Here is a 21101-nt window from a genome sequence, read left to right on the forward strand (position 1 = left end):
AAAGAAAAGAACCCCCTTATTCGGCAGGTTCTTTTTTAGTTAGCTCTAAGTACAATTCAGCTTTTTTGTACTCTTCTGGATGCTCTTTTTTGTAAAGCCCTAGAAGGTGTTCTATTAATTCTCGATGACCTTTGAAGTGAGACGTTACTACAATTGCATCAGCTAAATTTTTTGTTTTTTCTTGAAGCCTGGTATGATACGGTGTCATCTTATCGAACTCTTTCGGCCTACCTTTTCCCAAAATAAATCACCTCTACCATTAGATTATAAATCCTTTTTGTGTTTAAGTAAATACAATATTAATTTAAAAAAAAATCGCCCTTTTGAAGAAGGGCTGATTTCATGAACCTGTCATGCCTCTTGAAGCAACTTCAATTTTTAAATCTTCTAGCTTGACGCTGCTCCCCGTCATACCTCTTGAAGCTAAGTCTCGTTTTACTTCTTCTTCTTGCTTGACGGTACTTCCTGTCATCCCCCTACTCTGAGTAGAGAAACCAACGGAAAATAAAACAGCTCCTGCTAAAATAAAACACGCCAATTTTTTCATACTAAAACACGTCCTCTTCTTTTATTTTAGAATGTGTTTTTTGGCATTAATCAGAACATCATAGAAATAAATACTTGTTTTAAAATCCTTACGCTGCTTATAAAATTCGGCAATGTCTAAGGCAATGGCCTCAACATCTACATACGCCTTATTATGTTCAAGCCTCTTCACACATTCTCTTACTTTTCCATTATCACCTAAAACATACAAAGAATGCAACGTGTTAAATTTTAATAGAAAGATACCGTGATCCCTTTCCGAAGCCAAGGTGAAGCCCAGCTGCAGCCATTTTAAAGCTGATTTTGAATCACCGAGTTTAAAGTAACTTCTAACTGCTTCATAGACTCCATGCAGATATGCAAACGGCGCATTTTCCCTCAGGTCTTCGCTTTGTAAGGACTTTTCAATAAACTTAACTGCTTCTTTTAATTCATCTTTTTTGATGTGAAGGTAGCCTAAATTAAAAACGGAAATGCTAAAGAGAATATCATCACCGAGAGATCGCGACATTTCCGAACAATTTAGAAGCGTTTCTTGAGCCAGGTCATATCTAAATTGATCTATGTAATTGAGCCCTAAAGCAATATTGCAAGTGATTTGTCGTCGGCTATAGTCGCTATATTTGTTATATATCTCAACGGCTTTTTCTAAGTGATTCTCTGATAAGAATGTCGATTGCATGTGATAATACGTAGTACCCATTCTATAGTGAAATTCGGCAATTTCAATTTCATCTTGCACGAATCCTAGTTTCTTTTCAGCAATTTTAAAAAGCTCAATTGCCCTAAAATTATTTGATTTAAAAGCTTCGTGAACACCATTAAATAAATAATAGTAGAAAGACAGCATGCCGTTTACTTCCGAATCTCCTGCAGCACTCATAAAACTGTCGCTGGTATTTTCTGTAGACTCAAGAAGAATTCTATGCCTTGATTCAATTAACTGACAGTACAAGATAACCTGCTCATCAGGATCTGCACAGGGCATCAGTTGATCGACTTCGCTTTTTAAACCTATAGCTCTTTTTATCTCACCTTTCATTATGGATTGATACCAGCTATTCAAATGGTACACTAATTCTCCGGTTTCAATTTTTGACAAGTAAAATCTCCCCTTCTTTGGAATACAACTGTATAAGACAAATTGTATTATTTTAAACAATCTTAAGACATAGGCATAAAGTCCTTTTTTCGCAAAATTCGTCAAATTCCACCACAAGAAGTTAAATACTTCCTGTTTATTGTATATCATTTTTGTATATAAGTAAATACATAAATAAAAGAATTCACTTGAAAACTCTTTGCAAGATTGTTTATAATCGAACATATATTCTCAATTTAGGAGGGTACGCCATGACAGATCTTGAAAGGAAGCTTTATCGAATCATCTACAACATGAGCCGGTTCCGTAAGAACCCCACGATTGATGAGCTTAAAAGGAAAACGGGCAAGGATGAGCCGACGATCCGTAAGGCTGTTGAAAACTTAGTCTCTCGTAAGGAAATGTCGTGGGATAATGAAAAGAAGGAATGGCGGTTTAAATAAAAAAACCCTTCCAGTGGAGGGGTCTTGTTATTAACTATTTTCTTTTGAATATTTCTTAATCAACGTTTCGCTAATTCTGCTTACGATATAGATCGCGACTGCTAAAATCAAAATCAATGGAATCATACTTAAGCGATCATTTGCAACATAAACAATTATCCCCGCAACTACAGCCACTACGATTGCCGTTAAAAAATGCTTCACCGCCATCTCACCCCTTTGTATAAATCATATACATTTTATTACATATAAGCTGGCATTAAAAGACTTTTTTATCTATAATGATATATGAATTACATTTTTTCCAGAAAGAGGGTTGTTATGAAAATCTTTAAATCTTTGTTTCTTGTCGGTTTGTCTTTGGTTTTAATGTTTTCTGTAAGCGCTCCTGTATTTGCTCAACAAAATGAAGCGACCTCTAAAGAACAAGTAAACTATCAACCTTTTCAATTCTCTACAAATGAAAATATTTTAAATTCGGAAGTAACCACTCTAGCAAAATGGGACGGTCAATTCACTTCAAATTACACTATACCGTCTTATGTAGTCGCATCAGCCGCATCCTACGGCATGTACCATATTACGAGATATTTAACCGCAACTCTTCAACTTGGTCCAGCTGCAGCAGCTGCATTTACTGGAATGGTAACCGGTTATGTCGCATCAAAAGGTGAAATAAAATTAAAGTCAGTACAAAAATATAGATGGATTAAGAAATACACCAAAGCAGAATATCAAGCAACAACAAAAATATATGTTAAGGGTAAGTACAAAACAACCAAAACAAAAAAGTGGATTTCAGAAGTAGATACTAACATTGATAGTGTTAATTAAATATCAAACAAAAAAAAGCCCCTCCAATAAGGAAGGGCTTTTCATTTTACTTTTGTTTTACCTGAACGTATTTAGTTGCAGCTGTGATATAAAGACCTGATTTAAGCTTATACATTTTTGATCCGTTGACTGTAACGGTCTTATCAATCGTAAATGCTTCACCAGGTTTCACCTTTTTGTGCTTTGCTGACCAATTCGGCTTATCATAGACCCATAGCCACCCGTCCGCATTCGGCTTCACCACGGCCATTTTAACGCCTTTTGGCGCCGTTTCCTTTTTAGGCTTTGTTTTAGTTGAAGAGGATACCTTTTTTAAACCGACAGCCGCCGCGATACCTTCTGCGTGTCCCTCGGCCAACAAATTCAGAAACGCATCTTGTTTCAGCAGCGCAGCGTCTTCTTTGCGGTCAATGAAAAGGTTTTCTGTTAGGATTGCTGGCATTTTTGTCTCTCGCAATACTGCAAGATTTTTAGACTTTTTCCCGCGGTCTGATGTTTTAGCTTTGATCTTGTTATAAATAGAATCATGTACGATCTTTTGCTGCTTGCCAGTGCTGGATGCTGCTGATAATTTATCGAAACGATACGTCTCAAAGCCTGTGCCGCCAGCTGCATTGATATGGATAGAAGCAAAATAATCGGCGCCCCAATTATTTGCTAGTCTAGCTCTTTGAGACAGATCAACGTAAACGTCAGTTGATCGTGTGAGTTTGACCGTTGCCCCGTACACCTTTTCAAGAATCGCTTTTGTTTTCTTTGCGATAGTTAGTACAAGATCTTTTTCTTTTAATCCGTTTGCTGCTGCACCCGGATCGTGCCCGCCGTGTCCCGGATCAATCATAATTTTCTTTGTCATGTTCATCTACTCCTTAATTTGTTTTTATATAGAAAAAAGCAGCCGATTACTCAGCAGCTTTCTTTTCCTCTTCTTCTTTTTGGCTGTCGTTTTCAATGACGTGAAGACGGTCTGTAATAGAAGCCGGAATTTTAACGCCGATCTGTGCAAGGTTTTCTGTGATAGAAAGCCCTTCATTTGCGATATAGAAAAGCACTGTCCCAAAGGTCAGCACTCCATTTAAGCCCATGATCTGATCAATAATGTTGGCCACAATCACGACAACAAAACTAAGCATTTTTCGCACGTAACCGAACCATGCCGTACGGCTGCGTAGCTTGCCGATCTTCCAGGCTTTGATGATACCCGTCAGAACGTCAATAACGCTTAGCAGCAAGAGCAAGTCCAAAAATTTCACTCCGCCAAATAAATAAGTCTTCGCTAAATCCAAAGTTTCAAAGTTAATAAACAATTTTATATCCCCCATTCGTTTGTCACCTCCTTTCGAAGGCAAAATAAAAAGCACCTGTTAAGATGCTGTTGAACCTAAATCCACTGAGACAGCAGGCTTGTCGAATGCGACGCCTGTGATCTCTTCAAATTCTGTTTTAGTGATAACTTTCAACGAAACATATTCCCTCATAATTTCAGGCGTATACACGCCCCAATCCCAAAATACTTTAATGTCGTCCGCCGTTGGGTAGATCATGTTGTCCCGCCTCTCTGCAACTGCGAAAGTTGCAATGTAAGGAGAGCGACTTGTTTTTTTAGCAGCGCTACATCATTTGGTGGCGGTGGATCAGGCTGCAAACTATCAATGTATTCTTGTGTTGCTGATTCAAACCACTCTTCTTTTTCGGGATCATACTTTGCAATAAATAACCCATCTGGTGGCTGTTTATCTGTATAGCCTTTGGGGATATTTTCTCCGTTTTCTACATCTACTAAAATGTCTTTCTCTGCTTGCCAAATGTAATTTTCATCATATTTATACACCCAGATCATATTCGTCCCTCCCCCGTTTACTTTGTTCTAAATTGGATCCCAAACGTAATAAATTCATTTGGGTTTACCGTATTAGAACAAGATTGAACACAAACACGACCGTCAGTACCTATATAGGTTCGGTGATATTGCGGGACACCCGGTGTCCCCAAACTGGATGCTACACCAATAAAGTGAAATGACTGCAAAGGAAAAAATCCTTCAAGTAATGTAAACGCCTCGACATCATTACCAATCACACCACCAGTAATAGACCCGATGATCTCCACCACTCCCGAAGCATCTTTTGAATAGCGTAACGTGTGCGGAAATCCATCTGATGATACATATTGCTTCCATCCTTTGGACAATGAAGGTGTTTTCCAAGTGACTGTAGCATCTCCGTCTGTTATGAGACGTTTCCAACCTCTAAAGCCTTGTGCATGGAACGTGCCAATCCAAGTCATATTATCAAATGACCTTGTGACAATGATTCTTTTGTAATTTATACCACTTTGAGAATATGCTGTTTCTAAAACTTCAATGTAATAGAAACTGGAATCATTATCTACAGGCAGATTTAACAGATTTGCTCCCATATAAAAACCCGTTGGCAGTAAAAAAATATCAGTACCGTTTGGCAACCTTGCAACTTTACCGTCGTTAGGTGTAAGCCTGTGCAGCTGGCCGTTATTCCAGTTACTTTTTTCTGATTCTGTTACGTGAATCTTTTTGTTTTCAAGGTGCGGATCGACGTATTCTTTTGCCGCTTCCAGTGCTGCCGCTACTTTATCATTTGCACCTGCAGGTGTTTCCGCGTGAGCATCCGTGTATTTTTTAGCTGCCGCAAGTGCTGCATCTGCTTTAGACTGCGCACCCAATTTTGTTTCGATCTTTTCCAAGTCCTCAAACTTGTCTCTCAGTTCACCAATCGTTTGTATAGACTCTTCGTAAAGCTCATTTATCTTTGCTCTTAAAGCCTCGAACTCGTCCACATAATACTCAGTGATAGGCACAATGTCTTGATCTATAAGCGACTTAGATATATTGAAAGAGAACTGATGCACAGACATAGATTGATCATTTGTATAATACAAATTCAGCTCAGCTTGCACATTTCCATAATGCTTGATCTCTTCGTCTGTCAAAACGTACTCGGCGTGACCGTTCACTCTATCAATTATCGTTACATCTCTTATAAATCGACTGCCATCAGCCATCACTAGTACAAGTTTTCCTGTGACAGCTGCTAGAGGCAAAGGCGAACCATCTTTCGTGAGTTTGAAAATGAGCCTTGCTGTCTGACGGTCCTGCGTCCAAAAATTTATGCTGGTTGATACGCTTGAACTGGTATACGCGTTTACATCAAAATCAAGTGGACCGTTTTTGCGAATCATGTTATCACCTCTCTCATGTTACATTTTCAAATGATTTAATAGGATCAACGCTGTTGTCTTTCAAAGAACCTTCTGCGCCGGCTCCTTTTAGTCGATTGCCGAAATGCTGAATACGAGAACACTTGCTAGTAAAATACATAGCGTATCTGCATTTTTTCCCACGCACTTTGTTGAATCTTGCTGCTGAATCTGTGACTCCATCCATGAAGATAATTCCGTAATACGGGTTTGATGAAGAAGTCCTTTTACCAGCATTCTGAATATCGCTGAAATCAACGTTTATGTCCTCTGAATCTCCTGAAACAGAAATCCCCGAATATCCAACTTCACGTAAAGTTGTGTTTGTGACATCAATGTTCTTGCACCCTAATTCTACGCGCACGCCGTTTCCTTCGATGTCTCGTCCGACGTTTAGATCAGCTTTGCCATTGCTGCAGCGTGTTAAGAGCACCCCATGATGCTTGATGTCTCTAAATTGATTGTGAGACACCAAAAAGCCATCCACATCTGATAAGTGAATAGCATGCTTGACCTTTACGCCATTGATTTTATTGCCGGAAACATCCACATCGTCAATTTTTTGAATCCCTTTACGGCCATATACCTGAATAGCATGACGCTCTTTGATATTGGTGAAAGTGTTATCTTTGACTGAAAGACGTTTTACCTTGTTAACCCTGTTCGTAGGATTGCCGTTTGCGTCTTGCGTGTAGACCGATTCTACTCTAGGAATCATTAGTCTTACACCGGATGCACAATCCTTAAATCTGTTTCCTTCTATCAGAACATCTTCCCACTTGTTTCCTGACACCGCGTACTCGGATGTATCTTCAAAATCATTGTTAATGATGCGGATGTCACCATACCAAAAACCATCAGTGCTGGTGTGAGAATCTATTCCGCGGGCATATCCCCCTAGATTCTCTGATCTACTGAAATAGCAGTCTCTAATAGTGACATGCTTGCTCACAGTTTGATCATAAGCTCCAAATGCGCCGAAGTTGCCCGCAGATCTCATCAAGTCAAGTTGAATCGCAGCAGAAAACCACCTGTCGCCTTTATAATCGGCGAAACCTTTAAACCAGACATTCTCTATTAATACGTGCTTATTGCCTGCGCAGTCAAAGGCATGACCGCCGCACACATCCTTGATAGTGATGTCCCGTATGATAATGCGCTCAGCATGTGCAAAACCTATGACTGAACATTGTTCTTTGATATCTCCCCCTGCGCTATCAAACACGCCTTGGCCGTCAATCAGTATATTTCCGTTGCCGTAATAACCTTTTGTCTGATCTTCTTTATCTCCATTTACAAGCATTGATCCTACAAAGCCTCGTTTAATAACGGCACCAGCTTGCAAGGTTAAGTGAGTGTTTTTATAGATACGTGCAGTCTCCATTAGTTTGTATTGTCCAGGAGGAACAACAATGTGCACAGGATATAATTTTGCAAGACTAAGAGCTGCCTTGAATCCTGCGGTAAAACTTCCGTACTTTTTGATAAATCTTTTTAGGTTCAGGGAAACGGCAGCGTCTTCTATTTCTTGCTCAAGAATTTGAAAGTCATAGTCTAATCTATCTTTTGCTGTAGGATGAATAGATGCATCCCTTGCAACTCGAATGTCTACTACTTCCTTGACATCCTTCCCGTCATGATTGAGAACAAGGTTTGTCAATCTAGCCCACATGTTGTCAATCCTGTTGGCAACAGTAAATAGACCATGCATAATCTGACTAGACAAATGAGCCTTTTTACTATCCTTGTGAGACTGTAATTCAGTTGCATTTTTATTAAGCTCATTCTCAACCGTTTGCATGTCGCCGCGTAACTGCGATTCATAGACTGAATTTCTTGTCGTATCGTAATCCTTTTTAAGCCGGACCAATATGTTCACTCCTTTCAATTCCAAAAAGAAAAAACGCTCCTAATTGAGCGTTCTCATTAGCTGATCAATATATCTTTTTTGCTGCTTAATCTGCCGCGCCTGGCTTACTTGATAATCCTGAATATCTTTTCGGAAGTTAGCGAAAGTCATTTTAGGGCTGTCATACGGGTTGAGGGGATTATAAGTGACAGACACTAGCCTTACATCGTCCTCAAACGTGATCCCATTTGCTGTATCAGCAATGACATGGATCGTGTCTCCTTTCCAAAAATCATCTTCTATACCCTGCAATGCTGGCTCATAAATATACTGATACTCAGCCTCTACGACCACATCAGGATATGGGTTCACATGTTTTTTCAATGCAGAAACCATGTTGCTTGCTTTTTTTACCGTGTCGTCTCTTATCGGCTCGCCCCAGCGCGGCTTTCCCTCGATCAAAAATTTATCTTCGTCAGGATGGATGTATAGGATAGGCTCGAATTCGTATTCAGGCTCTTTCTCCTTTTCATCCTCGCTCGTTTTTGTATCGGTTGACTTTGTGTCACTTTTCTTAGCTTTCTTTTCTGCACCGTAACCCCATGCACGCGTTGATGTGTTTTGATCATTAATCTTCATCTTAAATCCTGGCATATTGTATCGGCTGTCAAGTGTGAAGTCTACCACCTTGCCCATTTTTAAATGTACATAGATGACGTAGTTATTTACATCAAGTTCTATTTCATAATCCTCAACAATCTGATCCATTAATTCGACTCTGTTTTTTTCTCCGAAGCCGTCTTGATCTACTTCGTCAAACTCCGATAGTTTTGCTTTTAGAACATATTGAAAAGGGGTACCGGCTAGGGCAATGTCTAAAGCTTCATTGATTTTCAGTTTCTTTGAAATCTTTTCTTCTACCCTGTCATTTACCAGCAAGACGGTATAAACATGATTGGCCGTAACTTTTTTCTGCAGCACGTTTTTTCTGCTCTGATCAAGCTCAATATCTGTAATGTAATACTTTTGATGGTTGTATACTTTCTCGTCTAAATACAGTATGTTCCCTGGAACAAGCAAATCAAATTCTGCCCCATTATCCTCAGTTCGCATTAACGTAAAAGTGAAACTCTTTTTACCTGTTGTGTCGTCTTGCAGTTCTAACACTGCACCAACGATTTCCACAAGCTCTTTGCCGTCTTTGGTTGAGACATGTAGCTGCCTAAAATCAATATCAGAAGGTAGTCCGTCGTTTAACTCTACGTCCTTTCCCTGATACTCTTTACTTGGATAAGAAGGTTTAGTTGGTGTTTCTGGTTCTGGTTCATCCGGCACATCATCAAAGGTGTCATATTGTGTAAGTTTGTAAGTAAAGATGATGCTGTTTAATTTTGTTGCATAGTTTATGTCGGTAGCATATCCAGCTTTTGAAACTGCCGCAGTAGCCTTCTTATAATCTTTTTCACCTACCACTGCCTTATAACGACTGAGGCGTGTGTAAAGACTCCCCAAATCCTCAAGACTTTCAGCAAATGAAGGATACTTCCTAAATGGAGCTTGTACTCTCGTTTCGTTCCCTTTTTTGTCTTGTTCGGTTGTCCACATGAGCACATATTTACCGTTATACGTACCTTTGACTCCGAAGAGATTATGCGCCTTCTGAGACAGGTCACTTTTTCCGAAACCACTTTCTAGGCACCCCTGAGCGATGACAAGGCTCGCAAGCACGTTATATTTCTTATAGACTTTCTGCGCCCCTGGAGCTAGTTTCTTTATAAAATCTGCTGCAGCCATGACAACCCCCTTTTACGGAAAATAAAATCTTGTATCGAATACAATTTCAAAATCATTGGTGTTCTGTATCTCAAACTCATTCATGCCTTTATCTAAGGACGGCAGCCTTCCCGACGTTTTTAATCTTTTATTGCCGACAACGGTATACTGTTTCAGGTTTCTGACCTGCTGGGACTTTTTCAATTCGGCTTCTATTTTCAGTCTTTCGTTGTTCGTGTGATTGATAATCGTTATGTTTTTTCCCTTTGCGTTAAGCAGCACATTATAATCATGCTGCAGTGGATTAATCGGTAAGCCAGGATTGAAAACACTAAACCGTTTTTTGTTTTTGAATCGGTACTGCAGATCGTCGCGCCTTTGGATTCCCATTCCCGAAAACCATCTTTCATTAGAAAAGTTCTGCGCGCTTAAAGACGTGCCTTTTGACTCTCCCAGGCCTGTGATATTGTTAAAATCCACTTGGAAGGAAATCTGGTTTTTTTGCTTGTCTTTGGGTATTTGAAACCCTCCGTCACACGTAACCGCAAAACGCCTCCCAGGAAGCAGATCACATGAGATGTAATACCAGAAGGGCTGAACAACTAGATCATAAAACTCATGTCTGTACTGATAAAAGTTTGCCGCGATTTTAGCATCAAGCAATATCTCAACCTTGATAGACCTTTCTTTGTACACTATGTCGCGCGGGTGCTGCGTCGGTACAAGTCCGTTAAACCTGGTTAACTGTACAAGCTCCCTTTCAGTGCTTGGCGCGTCAGGTGCAAAGCTAAGCAACTTAAAATAGGGCAGTAACCCCGATAAAGGCTGCTCCCCCATTCCGTCTCTGAAATCAAAATACAGATCCATTATCTTTTCAGCCCTCCTTTATAAGCATTCTGTTCGTACTTTTGTGCGCTCTTTTTATCCAGTATAGATGTATCCCCTTGATTAAAAACGATGTCTGCTAAATGCTCACCGCCAATGATGACGGGTGCAGGATGGATTTTGATTGTTTGCCCTGCCGCACTTACGCTTTCATTGTTCGTTTGTAAATTGTTTGTTAAAAGACTAATAAGGGCATCTAGCTTTTGATTTAGAACAGGCGTATCGATTTCGTTTTTAACAGTCAGTTCCGCGCGCATTGTGTTTATTTCATCTGCAGCTCCCTGGATGTTAAAAGCCATTCTATTAATTTCAGACTTGAAGGACGTCATGGCACCTTGCGCCATTGCTGCAGTGCTCTTTTTCACGTCCTGCGCTTTTTCCCCAAGCCCAATGATGAAGCCGTCCCCAAAGTTCACGCCTTCTGCGATGGTCTTTTTTGCAGGTGATTTTGATTGTATGGAATCTTTCAGCGAACGTATTGCAACTTTCCCGATGGCCCAAGCAGCTTTCCAAATTGTCCCGCCAGTGCCCCCCATGCTACGAATACCGTTAGCAAACCCTTTAGAAAAATCAGCACCTGTGCTAGTTGTTTTCACACTTGATAAGCCTTGTTTTCCTGATTTTGCGACGGTACTACCTGAATTATTTGCGTTTCCAGCTTGGCTACGAATGCCCGATGCGAATTGACTCCCTGCTTTTTGTCCGCCTCCGCCATCGGTTGTTTTGGCAAGTTGGGCTGTTGCTGACGCACTAACGGAAGATGCTGCAGACGTATTGGCACCCTTTGTGCTTGTTATTCCCGCACTATGGCTTTTCCCTTTTGTCACTCCTGCTTGGGTTGCCTGGGTCGTATTTTTATTAAGGTTAGACAGCGCCGTTTGATTTACACTGCTTGCTGCAGTGCTTGTGCTGCCTTTTGTTGAGCTTATACCCACGCTAAATGATTGGCCTTTTTGAGAGCCGAATGTTTTAGCACCTGCATTGCCTTCACTTAACTTTTGTTTTAGCGCTTGCTGCAGCAATGATCCACTGTTTGATACACTGACTTTTGAGGCATTGATACCGTCACTAAACGATTGACCTTTTTCTTGTCCTGCAATTCTAGGAATGCCGTTTTCCTCACGTAATTTCAGATCCAATGACTGTTTTAGAATAGAACCACTCGCCAATGTATTTGGTGTAGCATCTATTAGACCATCAGCAAATTCATTTCCTATTTTCTTTCCTGAATTACGGGCAGATGTTTCGCGGTTCATCTTCTTTTCTACTTTGGCAATTGTTTTGTCTGCCTCAGAGGCAGCTTTATCACTTGCTAGTCCTAAACCTTCGTTAAACTCAATGAGGGATTTTCTTGTTTGCTCTATCGCTTCTTCTTTGCTGTCCCCTAGTTTTTGCAAAAATGCTACCTGTTTTTCAGCCCAGCGCGCTTGATATGCAGTCTCGCTTTCTTCTATTTCTACGAAAATCCCCATTGAGTTACTTGAATACTCTTTTTGTCTTTCCAACGCTTTACCTGTTTCTAAATCTAACAGTTGACCATCTTTAGACATTTGATCAAAAAGAGCTTCTGAGCTTTTCTTATATGTGTTTAGGTTTTGAGCAAGAGACTTTTGATAGTCGGCATTAATTTTGGCTTTTAGAGCCTTATGCTGTTCAGCGTTTATCGCTTCTTTAGCAAGGGCCTCATCCATCACTTGAGACATATAATCTCTATCTTTTTTTGCTGCCTTCTGACCTTCCTTATACAACTCAGTGATCTGATCGTTGTAGCCTTTAGCATTCTTAAAAGATAACTTATTTTGACTCTCGGAAACCCTCTGCTGGATTGCTAAAGCATCCTTTTGATTGGCCGCAAATTTACTTGTAGACTGTTGGAAGAATGTGATGATCTCGTTAAATGTTCTGCGTTGTACTTCGTTCATATTAGACGTGATTAGTCCCGTCTCTTCCTTTAACTTCTCAAACTGCTTCATTTTTTTACGAACTGTTTGTACATCTTGATCAATTTTTCCGACAAGTTGATCAGACCATTCCTCGCCCTTTTCTTTCATTTTCCCTTCTTGATCTTCAAAAAGACCATTAAGAACAGCCAATGCATCTGTTTTAAATCCTTCTAATTCTTTAACTAAAGAAGATGACATTTTCTGATAAGTTTTAAGTAACCTATTTGCCATCTTATCTGCTTCTTCACCTGAAACCTGAGTTAATTGAAATAGCTGTGAAGTGGCTTTTTCACGTAGACTGACATACGAGGCTGCAGCCTTTTGAGTTGCCTTTGAAACGCCCTCACCATATAGAAGCGCTGATTCTTTTGCTTCTTCCTGGCGTTTCTTTTGGTTTTTCAACTGTTCATTGTAAGCATATGTCGCAACGGCAATGCCGCCTAGTAAAGCCGTTCCGCCAACTATAGCGAGCCCCACTGGACCCGTAAAGGCTAAAAGCGCACCAATACCCATCGTTAGCGTTGCGACTGCTGTTGTGGCGCCCAGGACACCCGTAGCAAACAACGCAGTTTTAGCAACCGTTTGGGCTGTGGCAGAATCCATTTTGTTAAACATGGAAACGATGTCTGCACCTTTTTCAGCAAGGTTACCAAGCGCAGGAAGTAGACTTTCAGTGAGCTTAATTTTTGCCCCTTCAACTGCAGACTGGAAAGCAATGATACTGCCCCGCGCATTATCAAGCATTGTGTCAGCCATTTTTTTAGCTGCACCATCTGATTCTTTTAGCGCTTTGGTATTTTCTTTTAATGCTTTGCTGCCCTTTTGCAGAAGAACAGCCCAATGTTTATATGATTCAGCTCCGACAATTGTTTTTAAAGTTGCGGCTTGCTGTTCCTTTGTCATACCCTTCATGCCCTTTTCCATCTCGGCAACAACTTCGGGCATACTCTTCATATCTCCGGCAGCATTAAAGAATGCAAATCCTAATCTATCAATTTCCTTTTGCGCCTTTTTAGCTGGCGTTGCTAACCTGATCAAAGACGTACCAAATGCTTGTCCTGCGATAGACCCTTGTAATCCTGCGTCACCAAACGCCATGACCGCGGCCGCTGACTCTTCTAATCCCCAACCAAGTGAATTAGCGTTAGGCGCAAGGAACTTCATGGCCTCTCCCATCTGCTCCACGTTCGTGTTAGCATTGGCCGCACCATATGCAATTACGTCCGATGCGTGCCCCGCTTCCGATGCTTTCATGGCAAAAGCTTGCATCATATTAGATGAAATATCGGCGGCGGCAGCTAAATCTAGTTGACCTGCAGCTGCTAAATTCAGCATACCTGGCATAGCTGCATAAATATCATTCGCTTTAAATCCGGCCATCGCCAGGAAGCTTTGTGCATCTGCTGCTTGGCTGGCGGTGAAAACAGTTGTTGCCCCCAACTCTTTAGCCTGGTTTTTCAGCTTTTCGACTTCTGCAGCTGTTCCCCCTGAAATAGCTTTAACTTTACTCATTTGTGTTTCAAATGACATACCAACTTCTACGGCATCTTTCAGTGGGAGGGCTAAGCCAGCAAAAGCAACTCCTGAAGTCATCGCTACCGAAGCACCCGTACTTCTCATTTTGTTGCCAACTGTATTCATTCTTTGGCCCATCTTATAAAGCGATGAGGATGTTCTTTTTATCTCAGCTTCCATCCTCTGAATTTTGTTGGTCGTTTGTGTTAATGCATTTTGCGTCTTATTCATTTCTGCTGTTGCATAGTTCAACCGACGGGCTAGGGTTTGCGTTGATTCCGCATCCTTTCCCTTCTTGATAGCTGAATCTGCATAAGCTCTTTCAAGTGCTTTGACCTTCATTTTATGCTGGTCTAATTGCTGTGAAAGGGTTCTGACTTTCGTTTGTGACGTTTTCAGTTCATTGCCCCACACACCAACGGCAGTCCTATTTTTCTCAAACTCGGATTTTATGTTTTTCATTTGAACTGCAATTGCTTTCATTTCCCCGTTAAATTGGGACGAATTAGAATACAGCTTCACTTTAATGTCTTTGCTCAATCCCTCACCACCTTTTTACAGTCCTGGTATTTGATCAATGTATAAAGGTTTATCCAATGCTGTAGCGTTCTTACTTGGCTTTTCCTTGCTCGCTTCTTTCCTGCGTGCAAGGCGTTTTAGGTGATACACAATATCCATTTCATCTATTTGGTTCTGTGAAAAGCCAATGTCCTCTAATGCGTTATACATATCAAGGACAGCATCGGACAAACTTACTCCCCCGGCTCTGCTTCCTCTGCAGTTTCAGGATTCAGGATCTTGCTCGCTTCAACGATATTTCCGATGACATAGTTTGCAGTTGCGTAGATTGTTCTAGTTAAAAGTCGTGAATCAATGCCTTGTTCAAATTCTTCTGCTGTAAACTTGTTTCCGAAGACTTCGCAGATAAACTCTGATTGTGCGCTTGTATAAAGTCTTTCAGGATCATTTGATTCAAAGTCTTCTGTTACTTCTACCGCGGTTCTAAACAAAGCACCTGTGATAAAGCTAGGTGTCGAGAACTTCTTTTTCTTGCCATTTAAATGTAGCTCTATTGTCATTGCTTCCATGTTATTGCCTCCCGATTACAAAAATAAAAAAGAGCGTTATTAAACGCCCTTTCCGATGTCTACTGAACTTGTGGAATCCTCTGTATCTTTTCCCGTTGCAAAGGATGCCCCGTCGTATACAACTTGTTTAAACCACTCTTCCGGATCAAAGCCTTCATTGAATTCAGCTTGAGCCTTCCAACGGTTTTTCCCCTTCTTATTTTGAAGAGTCATGAAGCCTGCTTTAAACTTTGGTGTTTCAGGATCGGCTTTCCCTTCGGTAGTTTTGTGTTCATTTCCCAGCAATTCAGGAAGCCCCTTCAAGAACCAGTAATATCTGTGCCCGCCTGTGGATGTTTTCGCTCTAAACCCGAATGCCAAGAAAACCGCCTTATCATCAGAGCTGGCAAAAGAAATCCCATTCTCGACCTTGTGACCGAAAATCTTATTTTGCACCTCAATAGGTAAATCTGCTAGTTCAGCCTCAAGGTCAATGTCACCCATGTTGTTAAATGAATCAAACACGCCGTTATCAGCCCAAAATTTAGACTGCTCTGATTTTGGATCGACTTTGACGTTTACAGCTCCTGGCAGTCTTTCAGGCTTTGCATATTCGAGTCCTTTGTCATCATCCTGAATAAGTTCAGCATAATGAAACATGTCTAATCCGTAGATTGTTTTCCCCATCTGTTTTCCTCCTAGAAAAATGTTTTGACGTACCTCATACCTTTGTGAAAGATTTTAGTGTCTGTTTCGTAAAGATCCACTGAATCGTACCTGCCATAACCTAAATTTTTCATCAGTTTGTCTATCAATTTTGCTATGTCTGTTTCATGCGTTCGCGTGTCTGCTTTTGAAAATATACTTAGCTGAAAACGAACCTCACTAGCAGCGGGTTTGTTGTCTCTGTATTCCTGGTCCCTATCTGTAATCTCTGAAAACACAACTCTAGGGAATGCGGCCACATCATCGGCCACAAGATTATGAAAACCACCCGTGACAAGCTGCTTTAATTCATCGTTTTTTATTAACGCTGCACTCAATTCTTTCTTTGCATCAAAGCTCATTTAATAGGCGCCGTGATAATTCTTTCTATGATCTTCACAGCTTGTCCCTCCCCTTCGATTCCGCCTTTCTCGATGAACGGATGCGGCGGCATTTTAGACGTGCCCCATTCTAAAAAGCGACCTCTGTAAGCGACTTTTCTATTAGGTCCAACGGTTACAAACAACTCACCGTCTTTGGATTCTCTTGCAGCTGAAACGGTGATGTTATCGACCATGTGAGGCTGATTTTTTGAACTCTTATTCACGTTTCGTTTTTGATGCTCTGCTATTACTTCTCCGCCCGCTTTAAGGGCAATCTTTTCAGCTTTTTCAACGTCATCACCTATCTTGTTGAAAAATCTCGTTAGATCATCGAATCCATCAATATCCATATCAGCCATTTACGCCAACCTCATTACAAGTAATTTCAAGCTGCCTCTTTTTATTTTCAATGTCGTTGTAATCCATGACATCAAAAGTGCGGTAGATCGGCTCTCCTGCCTCATCGGTCCCAGTTTGATGAAGGATTCGCATGTCTTGCGTAACGTCTTCTCTGTATCTTATTGTTATTTTCTTTGGTGACTTGACGCCTAACGCACCTGCAACAAGCGTGTCTGACTTTGAGCCGCTAAAACCTTCAATAGCTCCCCATGTCTCAAAGACATTTTCATAGGATTCATTCCATTTAAGCTCGTCGTCCTGCATCCTTTTCTTTACTTGGAAGATTAACCGCCGATTCAGCTTGCTTATCTTCTTCATCCTCTTCTACCCCCACATAGCGAAGTTGAGTTAGTTGATCCCGAATAGTAAAAGGGATGGATGAGCCGGAAACGCCTGACTCATACACCCCTCGATTTTCGTACCAATGAGCAACAAGCATGCCTGTTACAAGTGCAAACTGCTCGTTACCTTCAACATAACGCCCTATACCATTTTTGATATATCCCTTTGCTGCAGTAATTAAGGTTTTTAGCAAGGCGTCATCCTGGTCGGTATCAACCTTTAAATATTCATCTTTCAGCATTTTTAAATCCATAGAAGACCGCCTACTTATTCAGTATTTTCTTTACCCTCAAGCTCACTGACTCTCGTCTGTAACTCGGTGATCATGTCTTTTACTGCAGAATTAAGATTCTCCCACATAACACTGCCAGTGCCTATGGTACGAGAGTTAACAGATTTATCTGCTAAATGGTCGTTTTTAATTGACCCCGTTTCAATTACTGCAGGATCTCCTTTGTCACCTTTTGGGCCTTGCTCTCCTGGATCGCCTTTTTCGCCTTTCGGACCTTGTTCACCCTGCATCCCTTGAATGAAAAGAGGATTTTCTTTACTGTTTCCCTTTACATAAACAGCCGTGATAGGTTTTCCGTCAGCGTCCGCCTCTGCAGATGTTAATACTCCATTACTTTCATTCAGAAAATCTTTTGCCATGTTAGATCAATTCCTTTCCTTTGTTTATTCTTCTTTGCTCAGTTTACTTTGCAGCTCTTTTATTTCGTCTTCCATTCCCTTGAGTCTAGTTTCAATAGACGAATTAAGATGCTCCGGCATGACGCTCCCTGTCCCGATGTTTGCTGAACGGACAGCTTTTTCAGCAAGCATTTCATGTGTCACGCTTCCTGGTGCAGCTGATCCGCCGCCTCCTACACTCACTTCCTCGCCGTCTTTGACGATTTTTCCGCCTGCAAACTCTAATACACCACCAATGACAGTTCGATCCCCGCCATCAGTGGTGTAGTTTTTCGTCACTCTCATGACTTTTTCACCTCTTCATCTTTTATTGATAGTTGGCCGTACACTACGGCATCTTCGTCCCACTTTCGGACGTCTTCTCGTTCAATTGCACGTACTTTTGTTGTGTTCGTTTCAAATGATCCTGCAGCAAGATTCGTATAGTCGATAGATTGTTGCTGACGATCAAATAGGACAACTGCCTCTTTTAAATCCCCAACGATTACAGGAGCTTTCCCTGCTTTTGTTTTCAAGACTTTGTTTGAGATCACCACCACGCGACGACCATACAGCATTTTGTTTGTCGGTTCGGAAGGAATATCCTTGAGTAGATATTTACCGTCCGCATCTTTCAATTGATCAAGATAGTTAAACCCGTCTTGGTTTGTCATGATGATTGCACCAGCTGAAATCGCGGTATCTAGCGTAACGTTTAAAGTCTTTTTAATGTCATCCAGCCCTTTAAATTCAACCTTTTTCAAATCATCAAGGATTTTCAGAATAAGTGCATTTCTTGTTGCGATTGATTTTTTAACGAACCACTTCGCAACATATGTCATGATCGCTTGATCTGTATCCTGCAGCAATGTATTCGAAAGTGGTAAAAGGCCTGCATAGTCGGTGATGCTATATGTTAACTTTGTAAACTTAGGCTGGTCTGTTTCTGGAATGTTTCCCATTTCCTCGATGTCTTGGAACGGTGTCATGTCTCCGTTTTTTTCAAGCATACGACTACCTGAACGGGTTGCCACCGGTTCGACCGTGACATATTGCTCAAGCTGATGTAACTGCTCCCGCTTTAATTCTTTAATGGTTCTTGAAATATCTTCGGGGATTAGGATTCCGCCATCTTCTTCATTTTTTCCTGACATCGCTCTGAATTCAGGGTTTTCTAGGAATTCACGTTCTTCATGTGTTAAGGATTTACCACGAAGAGACTTCATGAATAACTTGGTGAATTTCTTTTGACGTTCTTCTTTATCTCCTTCGGCTCCTTTTCGTCCCTCTGGGTTTCTTTCTAGTTCTGGCACAAAATTTTCACCGCCAGGTAAATCCGGCACGTTCAGTGATCTTCCTTCTACCATCAATTCAATTTGATTCTTAAGCTCTTTCACTTCATCGAGAAGCTGGCGCGCCTCCTCTGTTTTTCCTTCTGCAAGTGCTTTATCAGCATCTTCTTTCTTTTGTGTAAACTGCTGACGCAGTTCAATTTCTTTTTTTGTCATCTTTATTTTTCCTCCTCATAGAACGCAAAAAAAGCCTTACTCTGGAAGATCAAGGCTTAAAAGTTCCAATTCAATTTTTAAAACTTCATCGGTTGGTGCGCTTCGTTGTTCTTTTATTTCTTCTACTTTCTCTAAGCTGCGGGCACCTACTACAGCTTCGGTATCGCTATACGCTGGTGTCGTTACAAGAGATATGTCAAAAATGCGGTGAATGTTGTTTATTCTTCGTTCGTATATGTCTTCATCTTCATTTATGCGCCACTCGTCAGGCTCTTCGCCGTTATAATCCAATGAAAAGGCAAAAGAACATTGATTAATAACGCCGCTGCGTATATTCTCCATGAGATCGCGCGCATATGACGTGTCTGACGGTTTAAATCTAAATTTAAGACCTATGCCATCTATTTCTAGTTCAAGCCGTCCTGAATCGCCTGAAACAGTGTTTCGTGCTAGTGGAAAGTCTTCGCGATGATTGAACAGTGCAACGACGTTTGATAGATCGGTAGATTCTAAAGCGTTCCTGCTTATGATTTCCTTGAACCACCCCAAACGCTCGGACCATTTTTCAAATTTCAAAGCATAGCCTTCCACATATTCGGCTTGTCCTTCACCTTCGGAACGTATCTCTATTGGCGTCGTGAGTAGCCTCACTTCTTTTTCTTTACTCATTCTTGCTGTCACCTCCCTTCATGGCTGCACCAGCTTTAAGCCCCTGGTATTCTTCCATGAAATCAAGGAACACATAATTCAAGCTAGAAAGATATTTTTCGCCATGTTCGATAGGGTTTCTTTCGAGTAAGTCGCGAACCTCATTTTTATTTAATATGCCTGATTCGATCATAAATTTAAAATACTCGGCTTGTGTCTTACTATCGCCGCGCAACTCACTATCAACATTGAATTTTACATAATGGCCCGCTTTTTGATCATTGTCAGTAAACAGCTTAATATTTAATTCCTGTTCAAAATTCACGATCCACGGTTGCAGTGTATTTTTTACGTATTCCAGGGATTGATGCTCAATGTTTGAAAATGTGGCTTTATCAAGTTCATTGAGTTTATGCAAAGGAACTTTGTAAATCATGGCAATTTGAGCTTTATTGAATTTCATAGATTCTACAAATTGCGCTTCTTGCAACGGCATGGCAATAGATTGATATTCTAGTCCATTGTCAATAATGGCTATGTTTTCACCTTGGTTGACCCGCAGCCATTCTTTACGGACGTTCTCTTTTGGTTTTTCATCCAAGAAAGAAGGTACTTTTAGAATACCTCGCGGCGTGGCTTCGTTTTTATATAGTTTTGCGTTATATTTTGTGGCAGCTGCTTGAGCTCCTATATGCTCTCTCACTACCCCAATAGGCGACTTACCGTGAATGCCATCCGTTGATAAACCTTTAAAATGCAGCACTTGGTGTTCATATAGTTCCATCGTTCTTCCGTTAACGTTGGTTTGGTACCATAGCCTCCCTGAGTCGGGATGGATGTATGCTTTTGTTGCATCCGGCCGCAACGGGTAAAGATTTTCAGGGAAACCATGTGCCCCAAATTCAATCATCGAATAGGCATTTCCCCATGTGAGGACATGCGTCATCATCAGCTTTTTCCAGACATAAGCAGTCATGTATGGATTCGGCCTTGCGTAGATCATATATGCAGATGGATGATTAGGGTTTCTGTTGACTCCTTGACTCTCTTTTTTAAATGTGTGTATCGGTAGCTTTGCGATGTCATCAGATAGTACGTTGACACATGCGAAAATGTCCGGCTGCACAAGTGAATTGCTTTCACTCACTCTTTCACCGCTTGCCGTTTCTCGCCCTCCGAATAGATTTATCAACTGGCTGAAACCGTCTATTGTTGTTGAGCTGGATCGTTTTTCAAAAAACTTATCTATAAACATT

General features: G+C 41.0%; 27 protein-coding genes. 2 read left to right on the forward strand and 25 right to left on the reverse strand.

The annotated features are described in order from the left end of the window. Positions 1-16: 16 nt before the first annotated feature. The 3 genes from NSQ76_RS10750 to NSQ76_RS10760 all read right to left on the reverse strand — a co-directional run bounded on the left by NSQ76_RS10750 (position 17) and on the right by NSQ76_RS10760 (position 1648). On the reverse strand, positions 17-208 hold the full coding sequence (locus NSQ76_RS10750) for a hypothetical protein (protein ID WP_123768291.1): 192 nt from the start codon (positions 206-208) through the stop codon (positions 17-19). 132 nt (positions 209-340) lie between these two features. Continuing rightward, positions 341-547: a hypothetical protein gene (locus NSQ76_RS10755; RefSeq protein ID WP_341053718.1), complete on the reverse strand. Its 207-nt coding sequence runs from the start codon at positions 545-547 to the stop codon at positions 341-343. A gap of 21 nt (positions 548-568) precedes the next feature. Further along, the gene (locus NSQ76_RS10760) at positions 569-1648 is read right to left on the reverse strand and encodes a response regulator aspartate phosphatase (protein ID WP_341053721.1); all 1080 of its coding nucleotides are present in this window, start codon (positions 1646-1648) and stop codon (positions 569-571) included. Positions 1649-1899: 251 nt separating this feature from the next. On the opposite strand from NSQ76_RS10760, the gene NSQ76_RS10765 reads away from it, so the two are divergent. Continuing rightward, positions 1900-2091 (forward strand): hypothetical protein, encoded by a 192-nt coding sequence (locus NSQ76_RS10765; RefSeq protein WP_341053724.1) that lies wholly within the window; start codon positions 1900-1902, stop codon positions 2089-2091. A gap of 30 nt (positions 2092-2121) precedes the next feature. On the opposite strand, the gene NSQ76_RS10770 is transcribed toward NSQ76_RS10765, so the two are convergent. Continuing rightward, positions 2122-2301, reverse strand: coding sequence for a hypothetical protein (locus NSQ76_RS10770; protein ID WP_341053726.1), 180 nt, complete (start codon positions 2299-2301; stop codon positions 2122-2124). Between the two features lie 111 nt (positions 2302-2412). On the opposite strand from NSQ76_RS10770, the gene NSQ76_RS10775 reads away from it, so the two are divergent. After that, complete coding sequence (locus NSQ76_RS10775; RefSeq protein WP_341053729.1) at positions 2413-2925, forward strand: hypothetical protein; 513 nt, start codon at positions 2413-2415, stop codon at positions 2923-2925. A gap of 46 nt (positions 2926-2971) precedes the next feature. Here NSQ76_RS10775 and NSQ76_RS10780 read toward each other — a convergent pair whose 3' ends face one another. The 21 genes from NSQ76_RS10780 to NSQ76_RS10880 are packed head-to-tail and all read right to left on the reverse strand — an operon-like array spanning position 2972 to position 21100. After that, entirely contained in the window at positions 2972-3781 is an 810-nt protein-coding gene (locus tag NSQ76_RS10780; protein WP_341053731.1) for an N-acetylmuramoyl-L-alanine amidase, read from the reverse strand. A 46-nt stretch (positions 3782-3827) separates the two neighbouring features. Further along, positions 3828-4247 (reverse strand): phage holin family protein, encoded by a 420-nt coding sequence (locus tag NSQ76_RS10785; RefSeq protein WP_087975766.1) that lies wholly within the window; start codon positions 4245-4247, stop codon positions 3828-3830. Positions 4248-4289: 42 nt separating this feature from the next. Beyond that, the gene (locus NSQ76_RS10790; RefSeq protein WP_341053736.1) at positions 4290-4469 is read right to left on the reverse strand and encodes an XkdX family protein; all 180 of its coding nucleotides are present in this window, start codon (positions 4467-4469) and stop codon (positions 4290-4292) included. Next, positions 4466-4765 carry a hypothetical protein gene (locus NSQ76_RS10795; protein WP_341053738.1) on the reverse strand — a complete coding sequence of 100 codons (300 nt, stop codon included), beginning with the start codon at positions 4763-4765 and terminating at the stop codon, positions 4466-4468. The genes NSQ76_RS10790 and NSQ76_RS10795 overlap by 4 nt, the downstream gene beginning before the upstream one ends. Before the next feature lie 17 nt (positions 4766-4782). After that, positions 4783-6141 carry a phage baseplate upper protein gene (locus NSQ76_RS10800; protein ID WP_341053740.1) on the reverse strand — a complete coding sequence of 453 codons (1359 nt, stop codon included), beginning with the start codon at positions 6139-6141 and terminating at the stop codon, positions 4783-4785. 13 nt (positions 6142-6154) lie between these two features. Beyond that, positions 6155-8053 (reverse strand): right-handed parallel beta-helix repeat-containing protein, encoded by a 1899-nt coding sequence (locus tag NSQ76_RS10805; RefSeq protein ID WP_335356412.1) that lies wholly within the window; start codon positions 8051-8053, stop codon positions 6155-6157. A gap of 15 nt (positions 8054-8068) precedes the next feature. Then, positions 8069-9802, reverse strand: a complete 1734-nt coding sequence (locus NSQ76_RS10810) for a phage tail protein (protein WP_335356413.1) — start codon at positions 9800-9802, stop codon at positions 8069-8071. A 12-nt stretch (positions 9803-9814) separates the two neighbouring features. After that, positions 9815-10648, reverse strand: coding sequence for a phage tail domain-containing protein (locus NSQ76_RS10815; protein ID WP_335356414.1), 834 nt, complete (start codon positions 10646-10648; stop codon positions 9815-9817). Continuing rightward, positions 10648-14664 carry a phage tail tape measure protein gene (locus NSQ76_RS10820; protein ID WP_341053745.1) on the reverse strand — a complete coding sequence of 1339 codons (4017 nt, stop codon included), beginning with the start codon at positions 14662-14664 and terminating at the stop codon, positions 10648-10650. Before NSQ76_RS10820 ends, NSQ76_RS10815 begins: the two co-directional genes overlap by 1 nt. A 15-nt stretch (positions 14665-14679) precedes the next feature. Then, positions 14680-14874 (reverse strand): hypothetical protein, encoded by a 195-nt coding sequence (locus NSQ76_RS10825; RefSeq protein WP_341053746.1) that lies wholly within the window; start codon positions 14872-14874, stop codon positions 14680-14682. Positions 14875-14876: 2 nt separating this feature from the next. Beyond that, positions 14877-15212, reverse strand: coding sequence for a phage tail assembly chaperone G (gene gpG, locus NSQ76_RS10830; RefSeq protein ID WP_060596927.1), 336 nt, complete (start codon positions 15210-15212; stop codon positions 14877-14879). A gap of 39 nt (positions 15213-15251) precedes the next feature. Continuing rightward, positions 15252-15878: a major tail protein gene (locus NSQ76_RS10835; RefSeq protein ID WP_060596928.1), complete on the reverse strand. Its 627-nt coding sequence runs from the start codon at positions 15876-15878 to the stop codon at positions 15252-15254. Positions 15879-15889: 11 nt separating this feature from the next. Continuing rightward, complete coding sequence (gp17, locus tag NSQ76_RS10840; protein WP_341053750.1) at positions 15890-16258, reverse strand: tail completion protein gp17; 369 nt, start codon at positions 16256-16258, stop codon at positions 15890-15892. After that, positions 16255-16638 (reverse strand): HK97-gp10 family putative phage morphogenesis protein, encoded by a 384-nt coding sequence (locus NSQ76_RS10845; RefSeq protein WP_060596930.1) that lies wholly within the window; start codon positions 16636-16638, stop codon positions 16255-16257. Before NSQ76_RS10845 ends, gp17 begins: the two co-directional genes overlap by 4 nt. Continuing rightward, the gene (locus NSQ76_RS10850) at positions 16631-16996 is read right to left on the reverse strand and encodes a phage head closure protein (RefSeq protein ID WP_341053752.1); all 366 of its coding nucleotides are present in this window, start codon (positions 16994-16996) and stop codon (positions 16631-16633) included. Before NSQ76_RS10850 ends, NSQ76_RS10845 begins: the two co-directional genes overlap by 8 nt. Beyond that, the gene (locus NSQ76_RS10855) at positions 16923-17273 is read right to left on the reverse strand and encodes a head-tail connector protein (RefSeq protein WP_060596932.1); all 351 of its coding nucleotides are present in this window, start codon (positions 17271-17273) and stop codon (positions 16923-16925) included. Before NSQ76_RS10855 ends, NSQ76_RS10850 begins: the two co-directional genes overlap by 74 nt. A 14-nt stretch (positions 17274-17287) precedes the next feature. Then, positions 17288-17671: a collagen-like triple helix repeat-containing protein gene (locus NSQ76_RS10860; protein ID WP_060596933.1), complete on the reverse strand. Its 384-nt coding sequence runs from the start codon at positions 17669-17671 to the stop codon at positions 17288-17290. 24 nt (positions 17672-17695) lie between these two features. Further along, positions 17696-17995: a hypothetical protein gene (locus NSQ76_RS10865; RefSeq protein WP_060596934.1), complete on the reverse strand. Its 300-nt coding sequence runs from the start codon at positions 17993-17995 to the stop codon at positions 17696-17698. Next, entirely contained in the window at positions 17992-19197 is a 1206-nt protein-coding gene (locus NSQ76_RS10870) for a phage major capsid protein (protein ID WP_060596935.1), read from the reverse strand. Before NSQ76_RS10870 ends, NSQ76_RS10865 begins: the two co-directional genes overlap by 4 nt. A gap of 36 nt (positions 19198-19233) precedes the next feature. After that, positions 19234-19866: an HK97 family phage prohead protease gene (locus tag NSQ76_RS10875; protein WP_341053766.1), complete on the reverse strand. Its 633-nt coding sequence runs from the start codon at positions 19864-19866 to the stop codon at positions 19234-19236. Next, positions 19859-21100, reverse strand: coding sequence for a phage portal protein (locus NSQ76_RS10880; protein ID WP_341053770.1), 1242 nt, complete (start codon positions 21098-21100; stop codon positions 19859-19861). The genes NSQ76_RS10875 and NSQ76_RS10880 overlap by 8 nt, the downstream gene beginning before the upstream one ends. Position 21101 lies beyond the last annotated feature (1 nt).

It is taken from the genome of Bacillus sp. FSL M8-0256, from assembly GCF_038005765.1.
GTDB classification, from domain to species: domain Bacteria; phylum Bacillota; class Bacilli; order Bacillales; family Bacillaceae; genus Bacillus; species Bacillus safensis.

Coding starts and splice junctions, on each gene's coding strand:
- NSQ76_RS10750 (WP_123768291.1), bottom strand. CDS start 208: ATGACACCGTATCATACCAGGCTTCAAGAAAAAACAAAAAATTTAGCT.
- NSQ76_RS10755 (WP_341053718.1), bottom strand. CDS start 547: ATGAAAAAATTGGCGTGTTTTATTTTAGCAGGAGCTGTTTTATTTTCC.
- NSQ76_RS10765 (WP_341053724.1), top strand. CDS start 1,900: ATGACAGATCTTGAAAGGAAGCTTTATCGAATCATCTACAACATGAGC.
- NSQ76_RS10770 (WP_341053726.1), bottom strand. CDS start 2,301: ATGGCGGTGAAGCATTTTTTAACGGCAATCGTAGTGGCTGTAGTTGCG.
- NSQ76_RS10775 (WP_341053729.1), top strand. CDS start 2,413: ATGAAAATCTTTAAATCTTTGTTTCTTGTCGGTTTGTCTTTGGTTTTA.
- NSQ76_RS10780 (WP_341053731.1), bottom strand. CDS start 3,781: ATGACAAAGAAAATTATGATTGATCCGGGACACGGCGGGCACGATCCG.
- NSQ76_RS10785 (WP_087975766.1), bottom strand. CDS start 4,247: ATGGGGGATATAAAATTGTTTATTAACTTTGAAACTTTGGATTTAGCG.
- NSQ76_RS10790 (WP_341053736.1), bottom strand. CDS start 4,469: ATGATCTACCCAACGGCGGACGACATTAAAGTATTTTGGGATTGGGGC.
- NSQ76_RS10795 (WP_341053738.1), bottom strand. CDS start 4,765: ATGATCTGGGTGTATAAATATGATGAAAATTACATTTGGCAAGCAGAG.
- NSQ76_RS10800 (WP_341053740.1), bottom strand. CDS start 6,141: ATGATTCGCAAAAACGGTCCACTTGATTTTGATGTAAACGCGTATACC.
- NSQ76_RS10810 (WP_335356413.1), bottom strand. CDS start 9,802: ATGGCTGCAGCAGATTTTATAAAGAAACTAGCTCCAGGGGCGCAGAAA.
- NSQ76_RS10815 (WP_335356414.1), bottom strand. CDS start 10,648: ATGGATCTGTATTTTGATTTCAGAGACGGAATGGGGGAGCAGCCTTTA.
- gpG (WP_060596927.1), bottom strand. CDS start 15,212: ATGGAAGCAATGACAATAGAGCTACATTTAAATGGCAAGAAAAAGAAG.
- NSQ76_RS10835 (WP_060596928.1), bottom strand. CDS start 15,878: ATGGGGAAAACAATCTACGGATTAGACATGTTTCATTATGCTGAACTT.
- gp17 (WP_341053750.1), bottom strand. CDS start 16,258: ATGAGCTTTGATGCAAAGAAAGAATTGAGTGCAGCGTTAATAAAAAAC.
- NSQ76_RS10845 (WP_060596930.1), bottom strand. CDS start 16,638: ATGGCTGATATGGATATTGATGGATTCGATGATCTAACGAGATTTTTC.
- NSQ76_RS10850 (WP_341053752.1), bottom strand. CDS start 16,996: ATGAAGAAGATAAGCAAGCTGAATCGGCGGTTAATCTTCCAAGTAAAG.
- NSQ76_RS10855 (WP_060596932.1), bottom strand. CDS start 17,273: ATGGATTTAAAAATGCTGAAAGATGAATATTTAAAGGTTGATACCGAC.
- NSQ76_RS10860 (WP_060596933.1), bottom strand. CDS start 17,671: ATGGCAAAAGATTTTCTGAATGAAAGTAATGGAGTATTAACATCTGCA.
- NSQ76_RS10865 (WP_060596934.1), bottom strand. CDS start 17,995: ATGAGAGTGACGAAAAACTACACCACTGATGGCGGGGATCGAACTGTC.
- NSQ76_RS10870 (WP_060596935.1), bottom strand. CDS start 19,197: ATGACAAAAAAAGAAATTGAACTGCGTCAGCAGTTTACACAAAAGAAA.
- NSQ76_RS10875 (WP_341053766.1), bottom strand. CDS start 19,866: ATGAGTAAAGAAAAAGAAGTGAGGCTACTCACGACGCCAATAGAGATA.
- NSQ76_RS10880 (WP_341053770.1), bottom strand. CDS start 21,100: ATGTTTATAGATAAGTTTTTTGAAAAACGATCCAGCTCAACAACAATA.